Annotated in this window: 14 protein-coding genes, 1 tRNA gene and 1 pseudogene; 10 read left to right on the plus strand and 6 right to left on the minus strand. The window is 61.5% G+C overall.

The window, feature by feature from the left end; all coding sequences use genetic code 11:
* The first annotated feature begins 2 nt into the window (after positions 1-2).
* The 4 genes from L0V05_RS05370 to L0V05_RS05385 all read left to right on the plus strand — a co-directional run bounded on the left by L0V05_RS05370 (position 3) and on the right by L0V05_RS05385 (position 3,569).
* On the plus strand, positions 3-734 hold the full coding sequence (locus L0V05_RS05370) for a uroporphyrinogen-III synthase (protein WP_234869054.1): 732 nt from the start codon (positions 3-5) through the stop codon (positions 732-734).
* A 77-nt stretch (positions 735-811) separates the two neighbouring features.
* Positions 812-1,972 carry a hypothetical protein gene (locus tag L0V05_RS05375; protein ID WP_234869055.1) on the plus strand — a complete coding sequence of 387 codons (1,161 nt, stop codon included), beginning with the start codon at positions 812-814 and terminating at the stop codon, positions 1,970-1,972.
* Positions 1,973-1,981: 9 nt separating this feature from the next.
* Positions 1,982-3,415, plus strand: coding sequence for a heme biosynthesis protein HemY (locus tag L0V05_RS05380; RefSeq protein WP_234869056.1), 1,434 nt, complete (start codon positions 1,982-1,984; stop codon positions 3,413-3,415).
* A gap of 78 nt (positions 3,416-3,493) precedes the next feature.
* A tRNA-Thr gene (locus L0V05_RS05385) sits at positions 3,494-3,569 on the plus strand.
* A gap of 538 nt (positions 3,570-4,107) precedes the next feature.
* On the opposite strand, the gene L0V05_RS05390 is transcribed toward L0V05_RS05385, so the two are convergent.
* From L0V05_RS05390 to L0V05_RS05415, 6 genes are all read right to left on the minus strand, one after another.
* Positions 4,108-5,346, minus strand: a complete 1,239-nt coding sequence (locus L0V05_RS05390; protein ID WP_234869057.1) for an HlyD family secretion protein — start codon at positions 5,344-5,346, stop codon at positions 4,108-4,110.
* A gap of 3 nt (positions 5,347-5,349) precedes the next feature.
* Positions 5,350-5,784 (minus strand): hypothetical protein, encoded by a 435-nt coding sequence (locus L0V05_RS05395; RefSeq protein ID WP_234869058.1) that lies wholly within the window; start codon positions 5,782-5,784, stop codon positions 5,350-5,352.
* 161 nt (positions 5,785-5,945) lie between these two features.
* A complete protein-coding gene (locus tag L0V05_RS05400) occupies positions 5,946-6,851 on the minus strand; it encodes a DUF2950 domain-containing protein (RefSeq protein WP_234869059.1) in 906 nt (301 codons plus the stop codon).
* Positions 6,852-6,867: 16 nt separating this feature from the next.
* On the minus strand, positions 6,868-8,394 hold the full coding sequence (locus L0V05_RS05405; RefSeq protein ID WP_234869060.1) for a DUF3300 domain-containing protein: 1,527 nt from the start codon (positions 8,392-8,394) through the stop codon (positions 6,868-6,870).
* A gap of 30 nt (positions 8,395-8,424) precedes the next feature.
* Positions 8,425-9,294: a polyphosphate kinase 2 gene (gene ppk2 / locus L0V05_RS05410; RefSeq protein WP_234869061.1), complete on the minus strand. Its 870-nt coding sequence runs from the start codon at positions 9,292-9,294 to the stop codon at positions 8,425-8,427.
* Positions 9,295-9,348: 54 nt separating this feature from the next.
* Positions 9,349-9,798, minus strand: a complete 450-nt coding sequence (locus L0V05_RS05415; RefSeq protein ID WP_234869062.1) for a hypothetical protein — start codon at positions 9,796-9,798, stop codon at positions 9,349-9,351.
* 389 nt (positions 9,799-10,187) lie between these two features.
* Here L0V05_RS05415 and L0V05_RS05420 point away from each other — a divergent pair, with 389 nt between their 5' ends.
* The 6 genes and pseudogenes from L0V05_RS05420 (at position 10,188) to L0V05_RS05445 (ending at position 20,140) form a co-directional block, all read left to right on the plus strand.
* Positions 10,188-11,663, plus strand: coding sequence for a hypothetical protein (locus L0V05_RS05420; RefSeq protein ID WP_234869063.1), 1,476 nt, complete (start codon positions 10,188-10,190; stop codon positions 11,661-11,663).
* Between the two features lie 105 nt (positions 11,664-11,768).
* Positions 11,769-12,932, plus strand: a pseudogene (locus tag L0V05_RS05425) (IS3 family transposase).
* 250 nt (positions 12,933-13,182) lie between these two features.
* Complete coding sequence (locus L0V05_RS05430) at positions 13,183-15,444, plus strand: Orn/Lys/Arg family decarboxylase (protein ID WP_234869064.1); 2,262 nt, start codon at positions 13,183-13,185, stop codon at positions 15,442-15,444.
* Complete coding sequence (gene speC / locus L0V05_RS05435; protein WP_234869065.1) at positions 15,441-17,810, plus strand: ornithine decarboxylase; 2,370 nt, start codon at positions 15,441-15,443, stop codon at positions 17,808-17,810. Before L0V05_RS05430 ends, speC begins: the two co-directional genes overlap by 4 nt.
* An 18-nt stretch (positions 17,811-17,828) precedes the next feature.
* Positions 17,829-19,166, plus strand: a complete 1,338-nt coding sequence (potE, locus tag L0V05_RS05440) for a putrescine-ornithine antiporter (protein ID WP_234869066.1) — start codon at positions 17,829-17,831, stop codon at positions 19,164-19,166.
* A 53-nt stretch (positions 19,167-19,219) separates the two neighbouring features.
* Positions 19,220-20,140 (plus strand): amino acid ABC transporter substrate-binding protein, encoded by a 921-nt coding sequence (locus L0V05_RS05445; RefSeq protein WP_234869067.1) that lies wholly within the window; start codon positions 19,220-19,222, stop codon positions 20,138-20,140.
* Positions 20,141-20,197 lie beyond the last annotated feature (57 nt).

A 20,197-nucleotide genomic window follows, 5' to 3' on the forward strand; every position in this document is an offset into this window, starting at 1 on the left:
GCATGGCCAGACAATCCCGTCACGGCGCGCCCGTCTTCCTGCTTACCCGGCCCAAGGCTCAAGCCGCCCGGCTGGCAGACGATTTCCGCGCGCGTTTTGGTCCCGATCTGCGGATTGTCATTTCACCGCTGATCGAGCCCATCTTTCTAGCGCCCGACCTGCCGCAGCGCGACTGGGCCGGGGTGCTCTTTACTTCGGGCAATGGCGTGGAGGGTGCGCGGCGGCTTTCTATGGCGCCGGGCCGTCAGGCCTGGTGCGTGGGCGATGCGACGGCGCGGGCGGCCGCGGCGGCCGGGTATCGGGCGCAGTCTGCCGGTGGGGATGCGCGGGATCTCGCCGACCTCGTCCTCCGGTCGGGTGCGCATGGCCCTCTGCTCCACGCGCGAGGGGATGAGGTTTCGGGGCAGCTCGCCGAAATCCTCCAATCCGCCGGAATAGAGACGCATGAAGCCATCGTCTATCGGCAGGAGACCGTGCACCTTTCCGCGGAGGCGCGAGCCCTCTTGGCCGAGGACGGGCCAGTAATTGCTCCCGTCTATTCGCCACGGACTGCACGGTTGCTGTCCCATGAGGTGGAGGCGATTCCGCCCACCGCCCCCCTCCTGGTCGCCGCTATCAGCCGTGCTACCGCGCGTTCCCTGACCTTCGCGCCACAGCATCTAGTGGTCGCCACGCGTCCGGATGGCGACGCCATGCTCGACGCGGTCGCGGGGCTACTTGCCACAGTCTCATAGCCTTGATGCCCCACCACCCCGCGGCTTAAGCTTTGCGCGGAAGGACGGCTTCCAAACAAGGCGGGAGGATTCGGCGTATGGCGAAACAGGACACCCAGGCTGAAGAGCCGGCCGAAGCCGAGATCGTCGAGGAAACCGCCGCCCCCCGGATCGAACTGCCATCAGAAGCGCCGAGGAGGCGCAGCAGCGCAGGCGCTTTCATTGGCCTGCTTCTGGGCGGGGTAGCAGCTGCGGCAATCGGCTTCGGACTGGCGCGCTATCTTCCGAACGGCTGGCCGATGCCCGACATTGCGGCCCTTCAGGCCGAGATCGCCGCCCAAAAATCGACGATTGCCGAATTGCAGCAAGAATTGGCCAACCTTCCGGCCCCCGCAACTTCCGACATCTCTGCCGATCTCGATGCGCTGCGGACCGAGTTCGCAGCAAAGCTGGCGGCGCTGCCGCCCCCTGCTCAAGACGAATCGGCAGACGTGAGCGCGTTGCAGTCAAGCCTGGCAGCGCTGAACGACCGGCTTGCGACGCTTGAAAAGCAGCCAGCAGGCGAAGCGGGCGCGGCATCCTCAACTGCCGTTGCGGCTTTTGAACGAGAGTTGCAGACGCTGCGCCAGCAGATCGAGGCGCAGGGCAGCGTCGGATCGGCGATGACGGCCGACCTGCAAACGGCGATGACGGACGCCAAGGCACAGCTGGCCTCGGCCGCCGAGGAAGCAAAGAAGGTTGCAGCTGATGCCGAGGCTTTGGCCCAGGCAGCCCGGAACGATCTGGCGATCGGCCGGGTCTCGTCTGCCCTGGAGGCTGGCGGCAGCTTTTCAGGAGCTCTGGACGACTTGCGCACGGCTGGAGTGACCATTCCCGACGCACTTTCCGCCGACGCGGCGGGCGGTGTGCCTACGCTCGTGGACCTGCAACGAAGCTTTCCCGATGCGGCGCGCGAGGCTCTTGCCGCCGCGCTGCGCGCAGATGCCGGGTCGACCTGGAGCGAGCGCGTGGGTGCATTCCTCCGGACGCAGGCGGGCATCCGCTCGCTTACCCCGCGCGAGGGCGACGATCCCGACGCAGTCCTGTCGAGGGCTGAAGCCTCGCTGGCAGACGGTGATCTTGCCGCCGTCTTGGCAGGCATTGCCAGCCTGCCCGAAGCAGCTCAGGCTGCGATGTCCGGTTGGGTTGCAGAGGCGACAAAGCGGCAGGCGGCGGTTGATGCGCTTGCAGCGCTGAGCGCCAGCCTCGCCACCAAATAGGGGAACGCCATGATCTGGTCGGCCACCAAGGTTGTTCTCTTTGTTCTCATCATAGCGCTTCTGGCGCTTGGCGCGGGATGGCTTCTCGATACTGGCGGCGGCATTCGAATTGCCGCGGCAGGCTATGAATTCACGTTTGGTCCGCTGCAGGCGGTCATTCTTGCGCTGCTTGCGACGGGTGTCATCTGGCTGATCCTGCGCGTTGTCGGGTTTGCGGTGGCGATCCTGCGCTTCATCAATGGCGACGAGACCGCGATCACCCGCTACTTCGACCGCAACCGCATCGAGAAGGGCTATCAGGCCTTTTCCGAAGGCATGTCGGCCCTCGCCGCCGGAGAGCCGAAGCTTGCGCTCAGTCGGGCGGCAAAGGCCGAGCGCTATCTGAAGAAGCCCGAGCTGACGACACTGCTTACAGCCCAGGCCGCCGAGGCCGCCGGCGATCGGCGCAAGGCGACCGAAGCGTACAAGGCTCTGTTGGCCAATCCGGAATCGCGCTTTATCGGCATCAGGGGTCTCATCAAGCAGAAGCTCGATGAAGGCGACAAGGAAACGGCGCTGAAGCTGGCACAGAAGGCCTTCGAACTGAAGCCACGCCATCAGGAGACGCAGGATCTGCTTCTGGCGCTTCAAGCCGAAAGCAGCGACTGGTCGGGTGCCCGGACGACGCTTGGCGCCAAGTATCAAAGCGGGGCCATCCCGCGCGATGTTCACCGCCGCCGGGATGCCGTTCTTGCCTTGCAGGAGGCGAAGACGATCCTCGATTCAGAGTCTTCGGTTGAGGCGCAGGAGGCAGCAATCCAGGCGAACCGCATGTCACCCGATCTTGTGCCTGCCGCTGCAATGGCCGCACGCAGCTACATCGCGCGCGGTGACAGCAAGAACGCGACCCGGGTGCTGAAAAAGGCCTGGGCCTCACAACCCCACCCCGACCTCGCTGCGGCCTTTGCCGAGATTGCACCCGAGGAAACCCCGGCGCAGCGGTTGAAGCGGTTTGGCACGCTGACCTCGCAGAACCCCGACAATGACGAAACGCGGATGCTTCTGGCCGAACTCAATCTCGCGGCCGAGGATTTTCCCGGTGCCCGCCGCGCGCTGGGTGATCTTCCGACTCGCCATCCGACCCGCAGGAGCTTGGCCATCATGGCTGCGATCGAGCGGGGCGAGGGCGCCGACGAAGCGGTGGTGCGTGGCTGGCTGGCTCGGACGCTCACAGCGCCGCGCGGCCCGCAATGGGTCTGCGACAAGTGCAACAGCATCCATTCGAACTGGACCCCCATCTGCAACAATTGCGGCGGCTTCGATACGCTGTCCTGGCGCGAGCCGAATGAAACGACGGGCCCAAGCGCCACGCAATCCGAACTGCTGCCCCTGCTGGTCGGAGAGGCATCGCCTGGACGCATTGACCTTGCGGAGGACGAAACGGAACCACCTGCGAAGACATGAAAATTGGGGCTACCCACTCCGCCACGACGATGCTAAGGAGCGGCGCGCGTGGCCGGATCAGGTCCGCCATGAGAAGTTGCCGGTGTAGCTCAGCTGGTAGAGCACGTCATTCGTAATGATGGGGTCGGGGGTTCGAGTCCCTTCACCGGCACCACTTACCAGACCTGAGGCCCTGCAATTGCAGGGCTTTTTGGTTTTTCAGCTCATTCAGCCCCACAATTGGCCCCACAACCTCCTGAAGCCTACGCAAGCACCTACTAACTGACTGATGTGCCTGAGGTGTTCCTGCAGTTGAAATAAGCACTTCAGATGGAGCACAAATCAGGCGAGAACATCGCCTAGTTCCTATCGGCCACTGACACGTCTCAAGAGCCCAGATTGGTGCAGATTCCGCGGAATCCGCCGGCAAGACCGAGTCCACCTGACACTGTGGATCATGGGGTGCGGCGCGTAGAGAGCGGGTCACGTGAATGAGCCGAAAGAAGGCGATCCCAACGGCTTTGCGGCTCTCCCCATCATGCGAGAATGAAGGTGCCCATTTGCTGTGGTCGGCGAAACGGCGAACAGGAACGGCCGCTCTCTGGAGCTTCTGAACGGTCGAAGGAGACATCATTTAGTGAACTGCATAATCCGCACCAGCATCGGCTGCGAAGTCGGTACCGAACGATCGCCGCCGCTCACGACGGTCTCCTTTAATGTCCGCCGGTGAAGACGAGCACTTTCACGGGCGCGATGACGGTCTGCATCCGCAGGATCAGCGCATGGACGAGGCCGACCGTGTCGACGACATGCATCCCGATGCGCTGGAAGGTTCCGAGATTGGGGTCCTTCAGCTGCTCGTGATAGCTCGTATAGGCGTTGGCGGTGCAGACGCTGCCGGGCGGAATGCCGTCCAGTCCACCCGCGAACATCGGTTCGAGATAGGCCACGATCGTGCCGGGGGTCTGCGCCGCCTGCACCGGATCGACAAGCTGGTCGCTTGCCCGCACCTGACCGCTCGACACGGTCGACTGCACCTGCGTCACAACCATCGGGATGATCGTGAAGGGTCTGGCGATGCAGGCGATCTCCGCCGCCATGCCGGGATACATCACGCCCGCCTCGATCTGGCCGAACCCGGCCTGGATCGCCTCGCGTCCCGCTTCCGCAGGCACAAGAACCCCGGCGGGGCGCATCATCGGGTTCACCAGATCACCAACCCGGAGCGTGAACTGCTGGACCTCGCCGGCGACGCCGGCCCGGATCAGGGTCTTGTCGAGATCAGCCTGCGCCTGCACCAGCGCCGCCTCGGCGGTGCGTAGTTCCGCCGGAAGCTGCGTCTCGATCTCGGCCGTCAGGGTCACCTTCTCGGCCTCGGCAGCCTTCAAGCCCCCGGCCCGGCCATCGACGATGTTCTGCAACCGCTCGATCTCGCGTGCTGCAACCGCGTCGGGGTTGCGCCGGCGGATCTCGGCCTTGGTGTCGCGCTCGTCCTCGGCCTGCTTCAGCGCACTCCGCGCCTCGATGATGCGCGCATCCGCCGTGGCAAGCTGCGTCTCGGCCACCGTCAGCGCCGCCGTCACCTCATCCACCTTCGCCTGTGCCGTCGCCACCGCCGCCTTCTGCTCGCTGTCATCCAGCCGGAACAGCGGCTGCCCGGCCTCGACCTTCTCGTTGAGCGAGACATAGACCTCGGCGACCCGACCGATGCCCTCGGGCACGATCGGAACCGTGCGGTACATGGCGACCGCCGCCGACGTGGCCGGGTGGAAATAGAAGATCGTGGTGATGAGGCTGACGGTCAGGAACACGCAGGCGACGATGCCGTAGCGCAGCTCGTACCAGACCGAGTAGAGCGTGATCTCGTAGCCGATGCGCTTGCCCTGCCGGTAGCGGCGGAACAGGAAATCCGGCAGGATCGTCAGGGCCGAGCAGAAGAGAAGCTCCAGCATGGCTCAGGCCTCCTTGCCTGCGACGGCTTCGCCGGACGCCGGGGGGACGCCGTCCGGTTCGGCCACCTGCCCGGCCGGGGGCGGGACACCCTCGCGCCGGGCCATCCGCGCGAGGGACTCCGCGATCGACTGGATCGGGGTCGAGAAATCAGGGACGGTCACCATCGCCAGCAGCAGCGCCGCAACCCAGAAGATGTTGATATGCGTGAACAGCGCCAGAAGCGCGAGAACCGCCACGATCTCGAACTGCGCCTTGTTCGCCTTCTGGTGCATCATCCGCTCGGGGATCGAGTGCAGATGCAGATACAGAAGACCCACGCTCAGCACCGCCGCGATCATGAACAGGATCGCAAAGGTCATCAGCCCATCCGACTCTCCCGGAGCCGTGATGAAAAACGGAAGAACATGCGGCGCCAGCGGATGGATCTCGGTGGTCATTGATAGATTCTCCGAATTTCAGGTGACTGGGTCCTTACCCCGACGGCCACCACCGCCCCTCGGAGAAATGCTCCGAAATCTTCGACATTCTCCGAAGGACTTGCGTTCCAGGATGGCTCGCCCGACCCGACTGGCGAAGCGATGACGACAGCATGTGATAGCTACGGCCCCAAGACGGGACGCCAGCCCTCTCCCGGATCGAAGCTGTCGATTGCTCCGGCGACGTCGAGGGTGTTGGCTCCCAGATCCGCCTCGTAAACGATCCCGCTCTCCCCAACCATGAAGGACATCACCCCCGTCTGTCCGGGGATGGCCGGGAAGGCCAGCAAGGCATGTCCGGCGAGCATGTTGGTGTTGACGATGTAATCGAGTTCGCCACCCGGGGCTGCCGGTCCCTGGCGGGTGAGAATGCGGAAATAATACCCGGAATACGGCACCGGTGCCTGGTCCACACCATCGATCGACACGCCGTCAGCTGCTGCTTGCGCGATGAAGGCTCCAATTGGGCTCTTCGGGGCGCCGGCTTCGTCGGGCCAGTAGAGCCCGTCACGCTTTCCGGGTTCTGACAAGATGGCATCGGCAAATTCCAGTACACCGTCGCCGTCATAGTCGATCTTGCGGTAGTTGGCTTGAACCTCGACTGCGCGATGAAGGATCTCAATCACATCAAGTTCGTTCTGGCCGATCCTACGATCAAGGATCTCTTCCCGGGCGGCGTCGGGGTCGAAGTGCCACCCTCCACTTCCGGCTACGAGCGATACGGGGAACGCCCAGCGGGTTCGTCCAACCTGAAGCGCCTTGCGACCTTCGCCGTCATCGACGATTTCCGCGAAGCTCTGGTATGCGGCCAAGAACTCGCGCCGAGCTTCCGCATCTTGCTTGGGGTCGCCGGAGGAAATGAGGTCATCCGACTCCGTCCCGAATACAGTTAGCAAGGCAGCGTGGTCTTGGGCGTTCAGGGCATCGACAAAAGCTTCGACCGCCGCCTCGGGCGTCGGATATACGGCCGGCTCGGCATGAGCTGGCAATACCCAGAGAAGCGTGACAAACAGGCTGCTTCTGAACATGAATGGACTCCTCATCTCAGCGCCTCCCACCGCGGCTGGTCCGCCCGCGTGACGATGCAGCTTGCGCTCGCGACCCGCTCGATGGCTTGAACGAGGGGGATCGGCTGACGGAGGCTCTTGGACTCGAAGCGCTTGGACGCGATGAGACCTTGGGCTTGTTCACTTTCGGAGCCGAAGCCGAGGGACGGCTGGCTTTTGGCTTCGCCGAAGGCTTAGTGAGTTTGGCCTTGTTGTCCGAAGGCCTGGCCTGGGGAAGTCCAGCCGTATCCCCCCTGCCCCGGGCGGCCGGGAGAGCGGCAACGTTCCCACCCGTGGCCTTGTGGGTCTTGATCTTTTCGCGCGCGGCGTCCCGGCTGGCGTCGGTGGGGCGGAAGTTTCCGTCCTTGGCCCCATCGAGCCGGTCCGTGCTGACATCACCCAGGCGTCCCTTGTCGATCGCAGGCAGGGTCGATGGGCGTTTTAGGGCGCCCCCGGCCACGCCGCCCGCGATGCCGCCGGCTATGGCGCCTCCTAGATTGCCGTCGCCGAGGTTGCTGCCGCCCGGATTTCTGTCACCGATGTTTGCCAGACGATCGCCGTTGCCAATGTTTCCGATGTCGATGCCGTTATCGATGTTAATGTCGCCATCCCAGTCAATGTGATTGCCGTTGCCGCCGCCGCCATGCCAGTAATCGCCCCAATCCTCGTCCCAGTGATCGTCATCGAAAATTTCGTCGATCAGGATAGCTCCACCCCAGACGATGGCTCCGGTCATCAGCCAGTCATCCCAATTGCTTCCGTCGGTAACGTAGACCGGGTTGGCTGGCGCAGGCGTCGTGTAGACCGTTTCAGTGTATTGCGGCACATACACTATGTCGGGGCTCGCCGATGAAATCGTGAGGTTGCCGGAGTCTGGATCTTCCTCCACGTTCATTGCCTGATTGTCCTCAAGGTAACCGTTGAGCTTTGCTTGAGCCCGGAGACGCTGTATGGAAGCCAGGCTGTCGTCGGTCTGTGCGATCAACGCATTACCTGCCATCTCGGTCCAGTCGATATGCTCGATCATTCGTCCGATCAGGTCAGGGAAGCCGGCGGCGAGAGCCTTTACAGGTTCCGGCCAGATCTGCGCCGAAACCAGGTCCGAGAGTTCCTTTGGGGATTTCCCCTTGTTCCGCTCGAGGAACAGGTTCGCCTTGACCACATCCAAGGGATAGGTCGCGGCCAGAAGGACCTGCGCGAGCAAAGCATCAGGGTAAAGCGCGACAGGCGCGAACAGTTCGTCGAGTTCATCTGCGCTGAGCAGACCGTCATCGACCGCCTCGTCTGCACCCGTTGTCTGGGTGGCAGAGGGTGCCACCGTCTGGGGAGTTGATGCGGCATCTTCTGCGCGCGAATACGACGCTGTCAGTGCGGTTGTCCCGATCATGGCCGCAAGAAATCCAAGGGTTCGCAAACGGTTCATGCCATCCTCGCTCGGACAAGTGTCTGGCCAGACGAACCAAGAGTCGTCTGAGCCAATCCCAGAACGTATCCGCCTCGTGAAACTGGCGGGAATACGAAGCACCACCTCGCGATGCCGCTAGAGCATCACAGTCTAGAACACATCGGGCACGATATTCCGTGCCATGCCGCTTTCCTTGTATCCGCTCGGCCGCTTGTCACGCTTGCCGAGCTTTGGTTTGTCAAACGGCAGCTTTTCGTAGGGGATCTGCGAAAGGAAATGGGAAATGCAGTTGATCCGGGCTCTCCGCTTGTCATTCGACGGGACGACCCACCAAGGCGCCCATTCGCTGTCCGTGCGTGAGATCATCTCGTCGTAGGCTTTGGAGTAGTCCCACCACTTCCTGTAGCTTTCGATGTCCATGGGCGACAACTTCCATTGCTTCATAGGGTTGTCGATCCGTTCGCGGAACCGCTTGTCCTGTTCGTCCATGTCCACATCGAGGAAGTACTTGATGAGAGCGATCCCACCATCGACGATCGTTTTCTCGATCGGTCCCGCAAGCCGCAAGAAATGTTCGACTTTCTCGGGTGAGGCAAATCCCATTACCCGGTCCACGCCAGCCCGGTTGTACCAACTCCGGTCAAAGATGACGATTTCGCCAGCGGCCGGGAAATGTTCCATGTAGCGCTGGAAGAAGAGCTGCGTCTTTTCGCGGTCCGACGGGGCGGGCAAGGCGGTGACACGGAAGACACGCGGACTGACGCGGGCTGTCAGTGTCTTGATGACACCACCTTTTCCCGCAGCGTCGCGACCCTCGAAGACCACGATGATCCGGGCGCCAGTTCTCTTCACCCAGTCCTGCAGATACGCCAACTCGATCTGCAGCCGCTCCAGTTCTTTTTCGTAGTGCTTCTTGGCCAGCTTTCGGGCGGCTTTGGGCTCGACAATTGCACTTGCGGCCGGTTCGTCGCGCATCGCGAGTTCTTCAGATTTGTCGTGCTTCTTACGCTTCTTGCTCATGGCGGACACTTTCGGGATCATCACGTTCCGGCAGCTTCTTAGACGTTCGGTCCTTCACACGGCTTCCGGCGCCCAATTCAGGAAAAAGCCAATGTCGCCGGGCATTCCGCCCGGAAAGTTGATTACTGCGGCTTTGAGCTTGAAGCCCTGCGGCTTCGCCACCTCGGTGTAGCGCTCGTAGAGTTCTTTCGCCTTGCCCTGAAGGGTTTCGGGCCAGTGAGGAAGCCGATTGTTGATGGCCCGACCGGAATCCGTGCAAAGGTCGGACGGAAAGGAATAGACCAGCGCCTCGAACTTCCCGTTGTTCGCGGCACTCATCACCAGCTTCTGGATCATCCCACGTTCTTCGTCGGTTACATGTTCATGCAGGAAATTTTCGGTAAAGTCTCGAAGCTGCTTCTCCTGCTCGGCCTTGGCCTTTTCCGCCCCTTCGATCTCAGCCATTTCCTTTTTCAGGATAGCCATGCGCAGATCGCTTGCGCTTACGACTGGTTGTTCGCTCATCGCTCCTCCTTGACCGTCTGCCGCCATTCTGGATGGGACGAACTGGCCTATCTCCCCAAGACAATACGGAACCCGGAGCCCCACCTTCGGCAAAGGCCTCACTTTTCGTAGACGGGAAAGTTCCACAACTATTTTAATACTTTAGCGCTTGTCTATCTGGCGCTCTACGCTGTTTAACTTGCGTTGTTACAGTAACAACATATCCTCGGGTCATCGGGTTCGCTTCGTCCAAGTCTGGTTTTGAGAAGCCCAAGGGTCGACCGGACCACCAGCCTTGGAAGACTACGCGTCGCTGAAGGCGAGGACTCGGGCGCAACCGAACATAAGCTACTTGCGGACAAAACTTAATGGACAGTCGAGACCCGCGCGCTCCATCTCTGCAATCGGAAATGCAGCGGCTACTTTCGTCGCCCTCATTCGACGCGTCAGAGCGCAATCGCCGCTTCCTTCGTTACATCGTAGACGAAACAGGGGCCGGACGGGGTGAGCGGATCAAGGCCTATGCCATCGCTCTTGAGGTATTTGATCGCCCGCCGGAGTTTGATCCTCTCCTTGATCCCATCGTTCGGATCGAGGCAATGCGGTTGCGCCGATCTCTGGATCGATTCTACCTTCTCGAGGGGCCCTCCGGAGGCCTGCGCCTGAATATACCTAAGGGTCGCTATATCCCGATCCTTGAGCCAGCCGCGCGGGCTGTCTCTCCCAATGATACACACGTTCCACGACTTCTGGTCACGCCGTTGGTCTGCGACGAAGATTCTATCGAGGCTAGAAAATTCAGCGAGGCCTTCGTTCACGATCTGATTGTCGATCTCAGCCGATTCCCAAGCCTGGCCGTCTTCAGTGCAGCCGAGGAAAGTCACAGTGTGGACTACGTCCTGAGGAGCAATGCCAGCGAGCGCCCGACGCACATTAACGTTTGTCTGCACCTTCTGCGCGCTGCGGATCAGCGGGTTTTGTGGGCGGATCGCTTTGAGGTGGCGCGGCGCGAAGAAGGATTCTGGTCGGAAATGAATGTTTCTGCAAGCGTCGCCCGAACGCTGGCACAGGCCTATGGTGTGATCTTCTCTGTCCAAGCTGACACACCCTCTGCTGATTTGCGGGACGCACCTTCCTCGTATTCTGCCGTCCATCTCTTTCTTGACTATTGGCGGTCGTTGGACGAACTGGGGATGAATGCATCTGAAGCGGCGCTGGAAGGGGCGATGTCGCTCGAGCCAAACAACGCTGAAGTGCGTGCCTGTCTTTCGCTTCTACACACCAATAGGGCACGATTTCGGCTTATTCCCTCACTCCAGTCGCGGGCCGAGTTGCATCGAGCGATGGAACTTGCTGCCGAGGCGCTCGAACTCGCGCCATGCGGCAGCTGGGGCTATTATGCGCTTGGCCTCTCGTACTGGTTCCAAGGTGATATTGCGGGGGCCTTGAGCTCGCTTGACCATGCCGTGGCCCTGAATCCGAACGACATGATGCTTCTTGCTGAACTTGGGCATCGGTACGCTATGCGGATGGATTGGGATCGGGCAGTGCCGATGCTCAATGCCGCCTACACCGCATCGCCCTCCCTGCCACAGTCAAACCAGGTGGGCTTGTTCCTTTATCATTTTCATCATCGCAGATTTGATCTGGCTCGTGCAGCGGCATTGAAAATACGCGATCTGCCCGTTCCCCACGGGGCGCTTGCAATGGCGGCAGTGTCCGGGGAGCTTGGCGATCAGCAGACCGGTCGCGAGGCGTTGGATCAACTCGAACGGATCAAGCCCGGTTATCTGGGATTTGTCAGGGACGATCTGCGCGAGAGGAATCTGCACCCGACGCTGATCGAAGAGGTGCTGGCGGGGATCGAAAAGCTTCGATCACGCTAATGTATAATAGCGATCCTTGAGCTATGAGCTCCTCCCCGAAAATCGGACAGTGACGGAAGCTACGATCTGAAGTCTGCTGGTCTCCAAGCACGAGGAGATCAGGACATGTCGAAGCGCAGGAACCACGACGCAGCATTCAAGGCGCGGGTGGCGCTGGAGGCCGTGAAGGGAGAGCGCACGGTGTCGGATCTGGCCGCCGAATATGGCGTGCATCCGACGATGATCCACCAATGGAAGCGGTCGCTGCTGGAGGGTGCCGCAGGCATCTTCGAACGCGGTGGTAAGGCCGCTGTGGCGGCGGAGGTTGCCGAAGAAACGGTCCGCGACCTGCACGCCAAGATCGGAGAACTGGCCGTGGCCAACGATTTTTTGTCCAGAAAGCTCAAGCCTTGGATCGGGAAGTGAGGCGCGGGATGGTCGAGAAGAACCACCCAAGCCTGTCGGTCGGGGCGCAATGCCGTCTGCTGTCGATCTCGCGGTCATCGTTCTACTACGCGCCGCAGGGTGAAACGGCGATGAACCTCGACCTCATGCAGCTGATCGACAAGCAGTTCCTGGAAACCCCTTTCTATGGCGTGCGGCAGATGACGTGGCACTTGCAGAACGAGGGCCATGCTGTGAACTGCAAGCGCATCCGGCGACTGATGCGGCTCATGCGCCTGATGCCGATCTACCAGAAGCCCGACACCAGCCGGCCTGCGAAGGGGCACAAGACCTACCCCTATCTGCTGGGTGGGCTAAGGGTGGAGCGGCCCAACCAGGTCTGGTGCGCCGACATCACCTACCTGCCCATGCGCCGCGGCTTCCTCTATCTGGAAGCCGTCATGGACTGGTTCACCCGCAAGGTTCTGGCCTGGCGTATCTCGAACACGCTTGAGGCCGACTTCTGCATCGAGGCGCTGAACGAGGCAGTCCACAAGTTTGGCCCGCCCGAGATCATGAACACCGATCAGGGCAGCCAGTTCACATCCTTCGCCTGGACCGACCGGTTAAAGCGTATCGGCACCCGGATCTCGATGGACGGCAAGGGCGTTCGGCGATGGCCTCACCCTCGACAACATCTTCATCGAGCGCCTCTGGCGGTCCCTGAAGTATGAATGCGTCTACCTGCACGCCTGGGAGACCGGTTCGCAAGCCCGGGCTGGCATCGGTCGCTGGATCACCTTCTACAACCACCACCGCCCACACACTGCCCATGGCGGTCAACCGCCCGCCGTGGTCTACTTCAACACCATCGAAACCGACCAGCAGGTGCAGGCTGTAGCTTAAGTCACCCCGAAATCTGGCCAAGGATCGGGGAGTAGCTCAGACATTCGAAGAATGAGCATTGGATAGGGGAAAGAGAAGTCAAGTGTGTAACTGTAAAACTCATAGCGCGGTTGATTGGGAAATTTAGTGCTGCTTATGCTGCCGTTGAGAGGCTCGTCGGCAGGATCGCTGGGGTCATCCGTGCCTAATTTTTGCGGCGGGATAGCAATCCGCAAGTTCTTCTTGGGGCACAGGGCAGGAGCGGTTGACGATGGAATTTACCCAGGCATTCCCGATTGCAATCATCGATGAGGATTTCGGAAGCCGACAAGCCGTCGGTATCGGCATGAAGCAGCTTGCGACCGAGATTGAACGCGAAGGGTTTCGGGTCGTCAGCGGTATCAGTTATGCGGACGCGCGCCAGATCGCAGGAATTTTCAACAGCGAGTCCTGCTGGATCGTCTCGGTGGATGGCGTGGAAGATCCAACAACCCGCTGGCAAGTGCTCGAAGAAATCCTGTCCACCAAGCGCAGCCGCAACCAGCGCCTACCCATCTTCCTGTTCGGCAATACGACGACGGCGGACATGGTGCCGGTGTCGGTCCTCCGCCACGCCAACGCCTTCCTGCGGCTGTTTGAAGACTCTCCCGAATTTCTGGCCCGAGTCATCGCCGAGGCGGCACAGCACTATCTCGACGGACTGGCGCCACCGATGTTCAAGGCGCTGATGGATTACACGCTGAAGGCTTCCTATTCATGGCACACGCCGGGCCATGGGGGCGGCGTGGCCTTTCGGAAAAGTCCGGTCGGCCAGATGTTCTACGAGTTCTTCGGCGAGAATACCCTACGTTCGGACATTTCTGTGTCGGTCGGCAAGATCGGCTCGCTGCTGGACCACACCGGCCCGATCGCCGCCGGAGAGCGCAATGCGGCGCGGATCTTCGGCACGGACGAGACGCTGTTCGTTGTAGGCGGAACATCGACCGCCAACAAGATCGTCTGGCACGGCATGGTGGGGCGCGGTGACCTCGTGCTGTGCGACCGCAACTGCCACAAGTCGATCCTGCATTCGCTGATCATGACGGGGGCGACCCCGATCTACCTGATCCCGTCGCGAAACGGGCTTGGGATCATCGGTCCGATCTCGAAGGACCAGTTCACACCCGACGCCATCGCGGCCAAGATCGCCGCCAGCCCGTTTGCGCAGGAGACCAGCGGCAAGGTCCGACTGATGGTGGTCACGAACTCGACCTATGATGGGCTTTGCTACAATGCAGACGGCATCAAGGCATCGCTCGGCGACGCGGTCGAGGTGCTGCATTTCGACGAAGCCTGGTATGCCTATGCGAATTTTCATCCGTTCTACGACGGATATCACGCCATTTCTTCCAGTCAGTCCGCGCGGTCGGCGCACGCGATCACCTTTGCGACGCAGTCCACGCACAAGCTTCTCGCAGCGTTTTCCCAGGCTTCGATGATTCATGTGCAGAATGCTGAGACGAAGGCGCTGGACATGACCCGGTTCAACGATGCCTTCATGATGCACACCTCGACCTCGCCGCAATACGGCATCATCGCCTCTCTCGACGTGGCTGCGGCGATGATGGAACAGCCCGCCGGCCAATCGCTTGTGCAGGAGACGCACGACGAAGCGCTGGCCTTCCGCCATGCGATGCAAAGCGTGCGCGGGCAGATCGGCGGAAGCTGGTGGTTCGATGTCTGGCAACCGGACGGACTCTTGTCCAAGCCCGCGTCCGATCGCGCCAGTTGGTCGCTGAACCCCGGCGACAAGTGGCACGGTTTTGAAGGCCTGGCGGTCGATCATGTGATGGTCGATCCGATCAAGGTGACGATCCTGACTCCGGGGATGACGGCCGACGGCACCATGCAGGCCGAGGGCATTCCGGCGGTCGTCGTGGTGAAGTTCCTGTCGTCGCGGCGGATCGAGATCGAGAAGACTGGGCTCTATTCCTTCCTCGTCCTGTTCTCGATGGGCATCACCAAGGGCAAGTGGAGCACCCTGATCACCGAGCTTCTGAACTTCAAGGAGCTCTACGACGCGAACAGGCCGCTCGACCATGTGCTGCCTGATCTCGTTTCGGCCCATCCCGAGGCCTATGGCGGCATGGGACTGAAGGATCTCTGCGACCTGATCCACAAGGCGTATCGCAAGGACAACCTGCCGCGCGCCCAGCAGGAGATGTACACGACGCTGCCCGAAATGGCCCTGCGTCCGGCCGATGCCTATGACCGGCTGGTGAAGGGACGAGTCGAAAGCGTCGAGGTCGATCACCTGATCGGACGCACGCTTGCGGTGATGATCGTGCCATACCCGCCGGGCATCCCGCTGATCATGCCGGGCGAAAGGATCACGACGGCCACCGCATCCATCCGCGACTATCTGGTCTATGCGCGTGGGTTCGACCGCCGCTTCCCCGGATTCGAGACCGACATTCACGGCCTGCGGTTTGATGGGACGGGCGCTGACCGACGCTATCTGGTGGATTGCCTGACAGAGGGACAGGGGGAATGATCCCGCGCGACGTCAAGGCACCCACAGTCGCAATCCCGTTCAACAAGCTGCTCAAGGTCGTGGCGCTGGTAGATGGCGCCGATCCCGAAATCCGGGAATTGCTCGCCCTGATCACGGCGGAAGGGTATCAGGTTGAAGTTACCGATCGGCTGGACCGCGACGTGGCCGAAGATGCCGATGTCGGCGCCTATGTCGCGATGGTGGACGGTGATCGGCTGGAGTCTGCGCGCGCGCTGGCGGTTGCGGTGCGGGAAATCGGTTTCCAGACGCCGCTCTGGGCGCTGTCGAACCGGCGCGGCATCACCGACATGGCGGTGCGGGGTCAGGTGGGCGAGGTCGAGGGTTACGTCTATCTCGGGCAGCAGACGCCGGCCTTCTACGCCAAGCAGATCGTGGCCAGCCTAGTGCGCTATGGCAGGGAACTGCTGCCGCCCTTCTTCGGCGGGCTCATGGCCTATGACGGCGAGGCGAACATCGCCTTTGACTGTCCGGGCCATCAGGGCGGCCAGTTCTACGCCAAGTCGCCCGCCGGCCAGTTATTCTTCAAGTTCTTCGGCGAAAGCATCTTTCGCAACGATCTTTGCAACGCCGATGTTGACCTTGGCGACCTGCTGATCCACGAAGGCCCTGCGGTCGAGGCGCAAAGACACGCTGCGCGGGTGTTCGGCGCCGACAAGACCTATTTTGTGCTGAATGGCACCAGTACCTCGAACAAGGTCGTCACGCAGGCAACGCTAAGGCGCGGCGATCTGGTCTTGTTCGACCGGAACAACCATAAGTCCTTGCATCAGGGCGCGCTTGTTCAGGCGGGGGCGATCCCGATCTATCTGCCGACGGCGCGCAATGCGTTCGGCATGATCGGTGCCGTGGATTGGGCCGCCTGGGATGAGGATTACCTGCGCGACCAGATCCGGCGGCATCCGCTGGTGGCCGATCCCGAACGATACAAGGCCGAGCGGCCGTTTCGCCTCGCCTGCATCCAGCTCGCGACCTATGACGGGACGATCTACAACGTCCGCAAGGTGCTCGAGAAGATCGGGCATCTGTGCGACTACGTGCTCTGGGACGAGGCCTGGATCGGCTACAACGCCTTCCATCCGCTGTTTTCCGATCACAGCCCGATGCGGCTGACCGACCTTAGGCCTGAAATGCCCGGCCTGTTTTCGACCCAGTCGGTGCACAAGCAGGGGGCAGGGTTTTCACAGGCATCGCAGATTCACAAGCGTGACGCGCATGTGAAGGGCCAGCGCCGCTACATCGAACACAAGCGCTTCAACGAGGCCTTTCTGGCGCACGCCTCGACCTCGCCCTTCTATCCGCTGTTCGCTTCGCTCGATGTCAACGCCAAGATCCACGAGGGCAGGGCGGGCATGATGCTATGGGACCGCTGCATCGAGCTTGGTATCGAGGTCCGCAAGAAATTCCGCGAGTTCTCGCGGCACTATGAGCAGACCGGCAAGGGACCGGAGGAGCAGTGGTTCTTCGATCCCTTCGTGCCGGATGTCGTCACCCTCAGGAACTCTCCCTTCACCACGGATGCGACGAACGTCCCGTGGGAATCCCTTCCGACCGGGGTGATCAAGCAGGAGCAGCAATGCTGGAACTTCGGGGCCGATGCCAAATGGCACGGCTACCAGGGTTACGCCGACGGCTATGCGATGGTCGATCCGAACAAGCTTACGCTGCTGACCCCGGGAATTGACCGCGCCACGGGCGAGTATCTCGATTTCGGGGTGCCCGCGACTGTGGTGGCGAATTTCCTGCGCGAGGAGCGGGTCGTGCCCGAGAAGTGCGACCTGAACAGCATCCTGTTCCTGATGACCCCCGCCGAGGATGAAGGTAAGCTCAACACGCTGCTGTCCAAGCTTGTCCGTTTCAAGGAGCTTTGGGATCGGGACGCCGCGCTGGAAGAGGTGCTGCCGACGGTCCATGCCGCCAACCGCGAGCGTTACGCGGGCTACACGATCCGGCGCATCTGCAAGGAGATGCATGATTTCTACCGGCAGGCCCGGGTGAAGGATCTGCAGCGCCTCTGCTTCCGCGCCGAGAGCTTTCCCGAACCCGCCATGGCCCCGAAAGCCGCCTACGAGGCGCTGGTGGGCAACGATGTAGACTACATCCCGTTCGACCAGATCGAAGGCCGGATCTCGGCCACTCTCGCGCTGATCTACCCGCCCGGCATCGGCGTGATCGTTCCCGGCGAACGCTGGGACAAGCGCGCGCGGCCGATGCGGGACTACTTCCTGGCCTTCGAGGACTCCTTCAATCGTTTCCCCGGCTTCAACTACGAGGTTCAGGGCGTGTTCCAGGAGAGGATTGGGGGCCGCATCAGGTTCCACACCTACGTCGTTCGCGAAAACAACTGAGCAGAGGGAGCCGGCGTCATGGCAGAGCAAGCTGCAAAGAAGAAGATGAACCTGATCCAGCTTACCTTCATCGTCGCGGTGAACATGATGGGGTCCGGTATCATCATGCTGCCCGCGAACATGGCGCAGGTCGGGGCAATCTCACTGCTTTCGTGGATCATCACGGCTGTGGGCTCCATGGCCATCGCCTATGGCTTCGCGCAGGCGGGGCTGTTCAACCAACGCGGTGGCGGTCTTGCCGCCTATGCCGAAGACGCCTACGGCAAGTCCGGGTATTTCGTCACATTCTTCCTGTATTTCGTGTCACTGCTGATCGCCAACGTCGCCATCGCGATTTCGGCCGTCGGCTACCTGTCGGCCTTCATCCCTTGGGTGAGTTCCTCGCCGATCGCGACCTTCGTCGGCGTCGTGGCCCTGCTCTGGCTCACGACGATCGCCAATTTCGGCGGCCCGAGCATTACCGGCAAGATCGGCTCGTTCACGGTCTGGGGCGTCATTATCCCGGTCGGGGCTCTTTCGATTATCGGCTGGTTCTGGTTCAATAAGGAAACCTTCGCTGCTGCCTGGAACCCGCACGGGCTGGGATTGGTAGAAGGAATGGTCTCGACCATCTCGCTGACCCTCTGGGCCTTCCTCGGAATGGAGTCGGCGGCGCAGAACTCGGATGCCGTGGAGAATCCCAAGCGCGACGTGCCCCTAGCCTGCATGTTCGGAACGCTTGGCGCCGCGGTCATCTACATCCTCTCCACCACGGTCATTCAGGGCATCGTGCCCAACATGGATCTGGCGCAATCTACCGGTCCGTTCGGACTGGTCTTCGCGCAGATGTTCAATCCGTTCATCGGCAAGCTTGTCATGGCCCTTGCCGTGATCGCCTGCATCGGTTCGCTTCTGGGCTGGCAATTCACCATGGGGACGACGGCGAAAACCGCTTCGGACGATGCCATGTTTCCGGGCGTGTTCTCGAAGCTGAACGGCATGGGCGCGCCGGTCCAGGGCATGATCATCCTTTGTGGCATCCAGACCCTGTTCGCCTTTTCGACCATCTCGCCCACTTTGGCCGAGCAGTTTTCTGCGCTGGTGAACCTGTCGGTGGTGACCAACGTCCTGCCTTACATCCTCGCCCTCTCAGCGCTGGCGGTGATGATGCAGAAGGCCGAAGTGCCCGAGAGGAAGTATCGTCTGAACCTCTTTATCTCGACCATCGGTATGCTCTACAGCGGCTACGCCGTCTATTCGGCAGGCATGGAAGCCGTCTTCGGCGGGATGATCTCCATGGTCGCGGCCTTCTTCATCTGGGCCTTCATCTCGCCGCGCTTCGTCAGCTTCGCTCAGGCAGGGGGGGAAACGGAATGAACAGCATGACTTTCGCGTCAATCCGCTCCGCCATGTCGAAAGGAAAGCAAATGATGCTCTCTCCGACGTCAGGTCGGCTTCTCAGCTCTTTCGCAGCGTTGGTGTTTGCTGCAGGGCTTCCCGCGCTTGCTTCGGCGCAGACGCTTGAGCGTATCCAGTCCGCCGGCAAGATCGTGCTGGGCTTCGAGGCCAACGCGAGCCCGTTCTCCTATGCCGACGACGCCGGGCAACCGAATGGTTTCGCGATCGCGCTTTGCGGCAAGGTGGTCGACGAGGTAAAGGCGCAGCTTGGCTTGTCCGATCTTGGCGTGGAATGGAAGCCGGTCCAGTTCGACACCAGGTTGGATGCGGTCCGCGATGGCGCTATCGACCTGCTGTGCGGTGCCGACAGCATCACCCTGACCCGACGCGCCGAGGTTTCGTTCTCTCTCCCGGTGTTTCCAAGCGGGACCGGGGCAATGATGCGCGCGGACGCGCCTGCGGCACTTCGGGAAATCCTGTCCCAGGACCAGTTGACGGCCCGGCCGATCTGGCGCGGCGCCCCGGCCCGGACCTTCTTGCAGCAGAAGACCTTCGCGGTCTTGCCCGGCACGGTCAGCGAGGGATGGGTCAAGGAGCGGATGCTGACGCTTCAGCTTTCCTCGAAGCTTCTGCCCGTGAACTCTGTCGATGAAGGCATCCAGAATGTCCTGGACGGGCAGGCCGACGTGTTCTTCGGGCCGTTGCCGGTCCTACTCGACGCAGCGCTGCGCAATGCCCAGGTTGGTTCGCTCGCGGTGCTCAACCGGCAATTCACTTTCGAGCCGCTTGGATTTGCGCTGGCCCGCAATGACGAGGACTTTCGGCTTCTAGTGGATCGCGCCTTGAGCAAGACCTACCGCAGTGACGGATTCCGCGACCTGTTCATGCGGTGGTTCGGCCCGCCGGATGGCGATCTTGTCTTGTTCTACAAGCAGACCGTCCTGCCGGATTAGCGCACCTGACGGCCGCCGATCCACCGCTCGGGTGGGATTCATCAACGGGAGGAACGA

The sequence above is a fragment of the Alitabrizicola rongguiensis genome (genome assembly GCF_021491355.1).
GTDB lineage: Bacteria > Pseudomonadota > Alphaproteobacteria > Rhodobacterales > Rhodobacteraceae > Aliitabrizicola > Aliitabrizicola rongguiensis.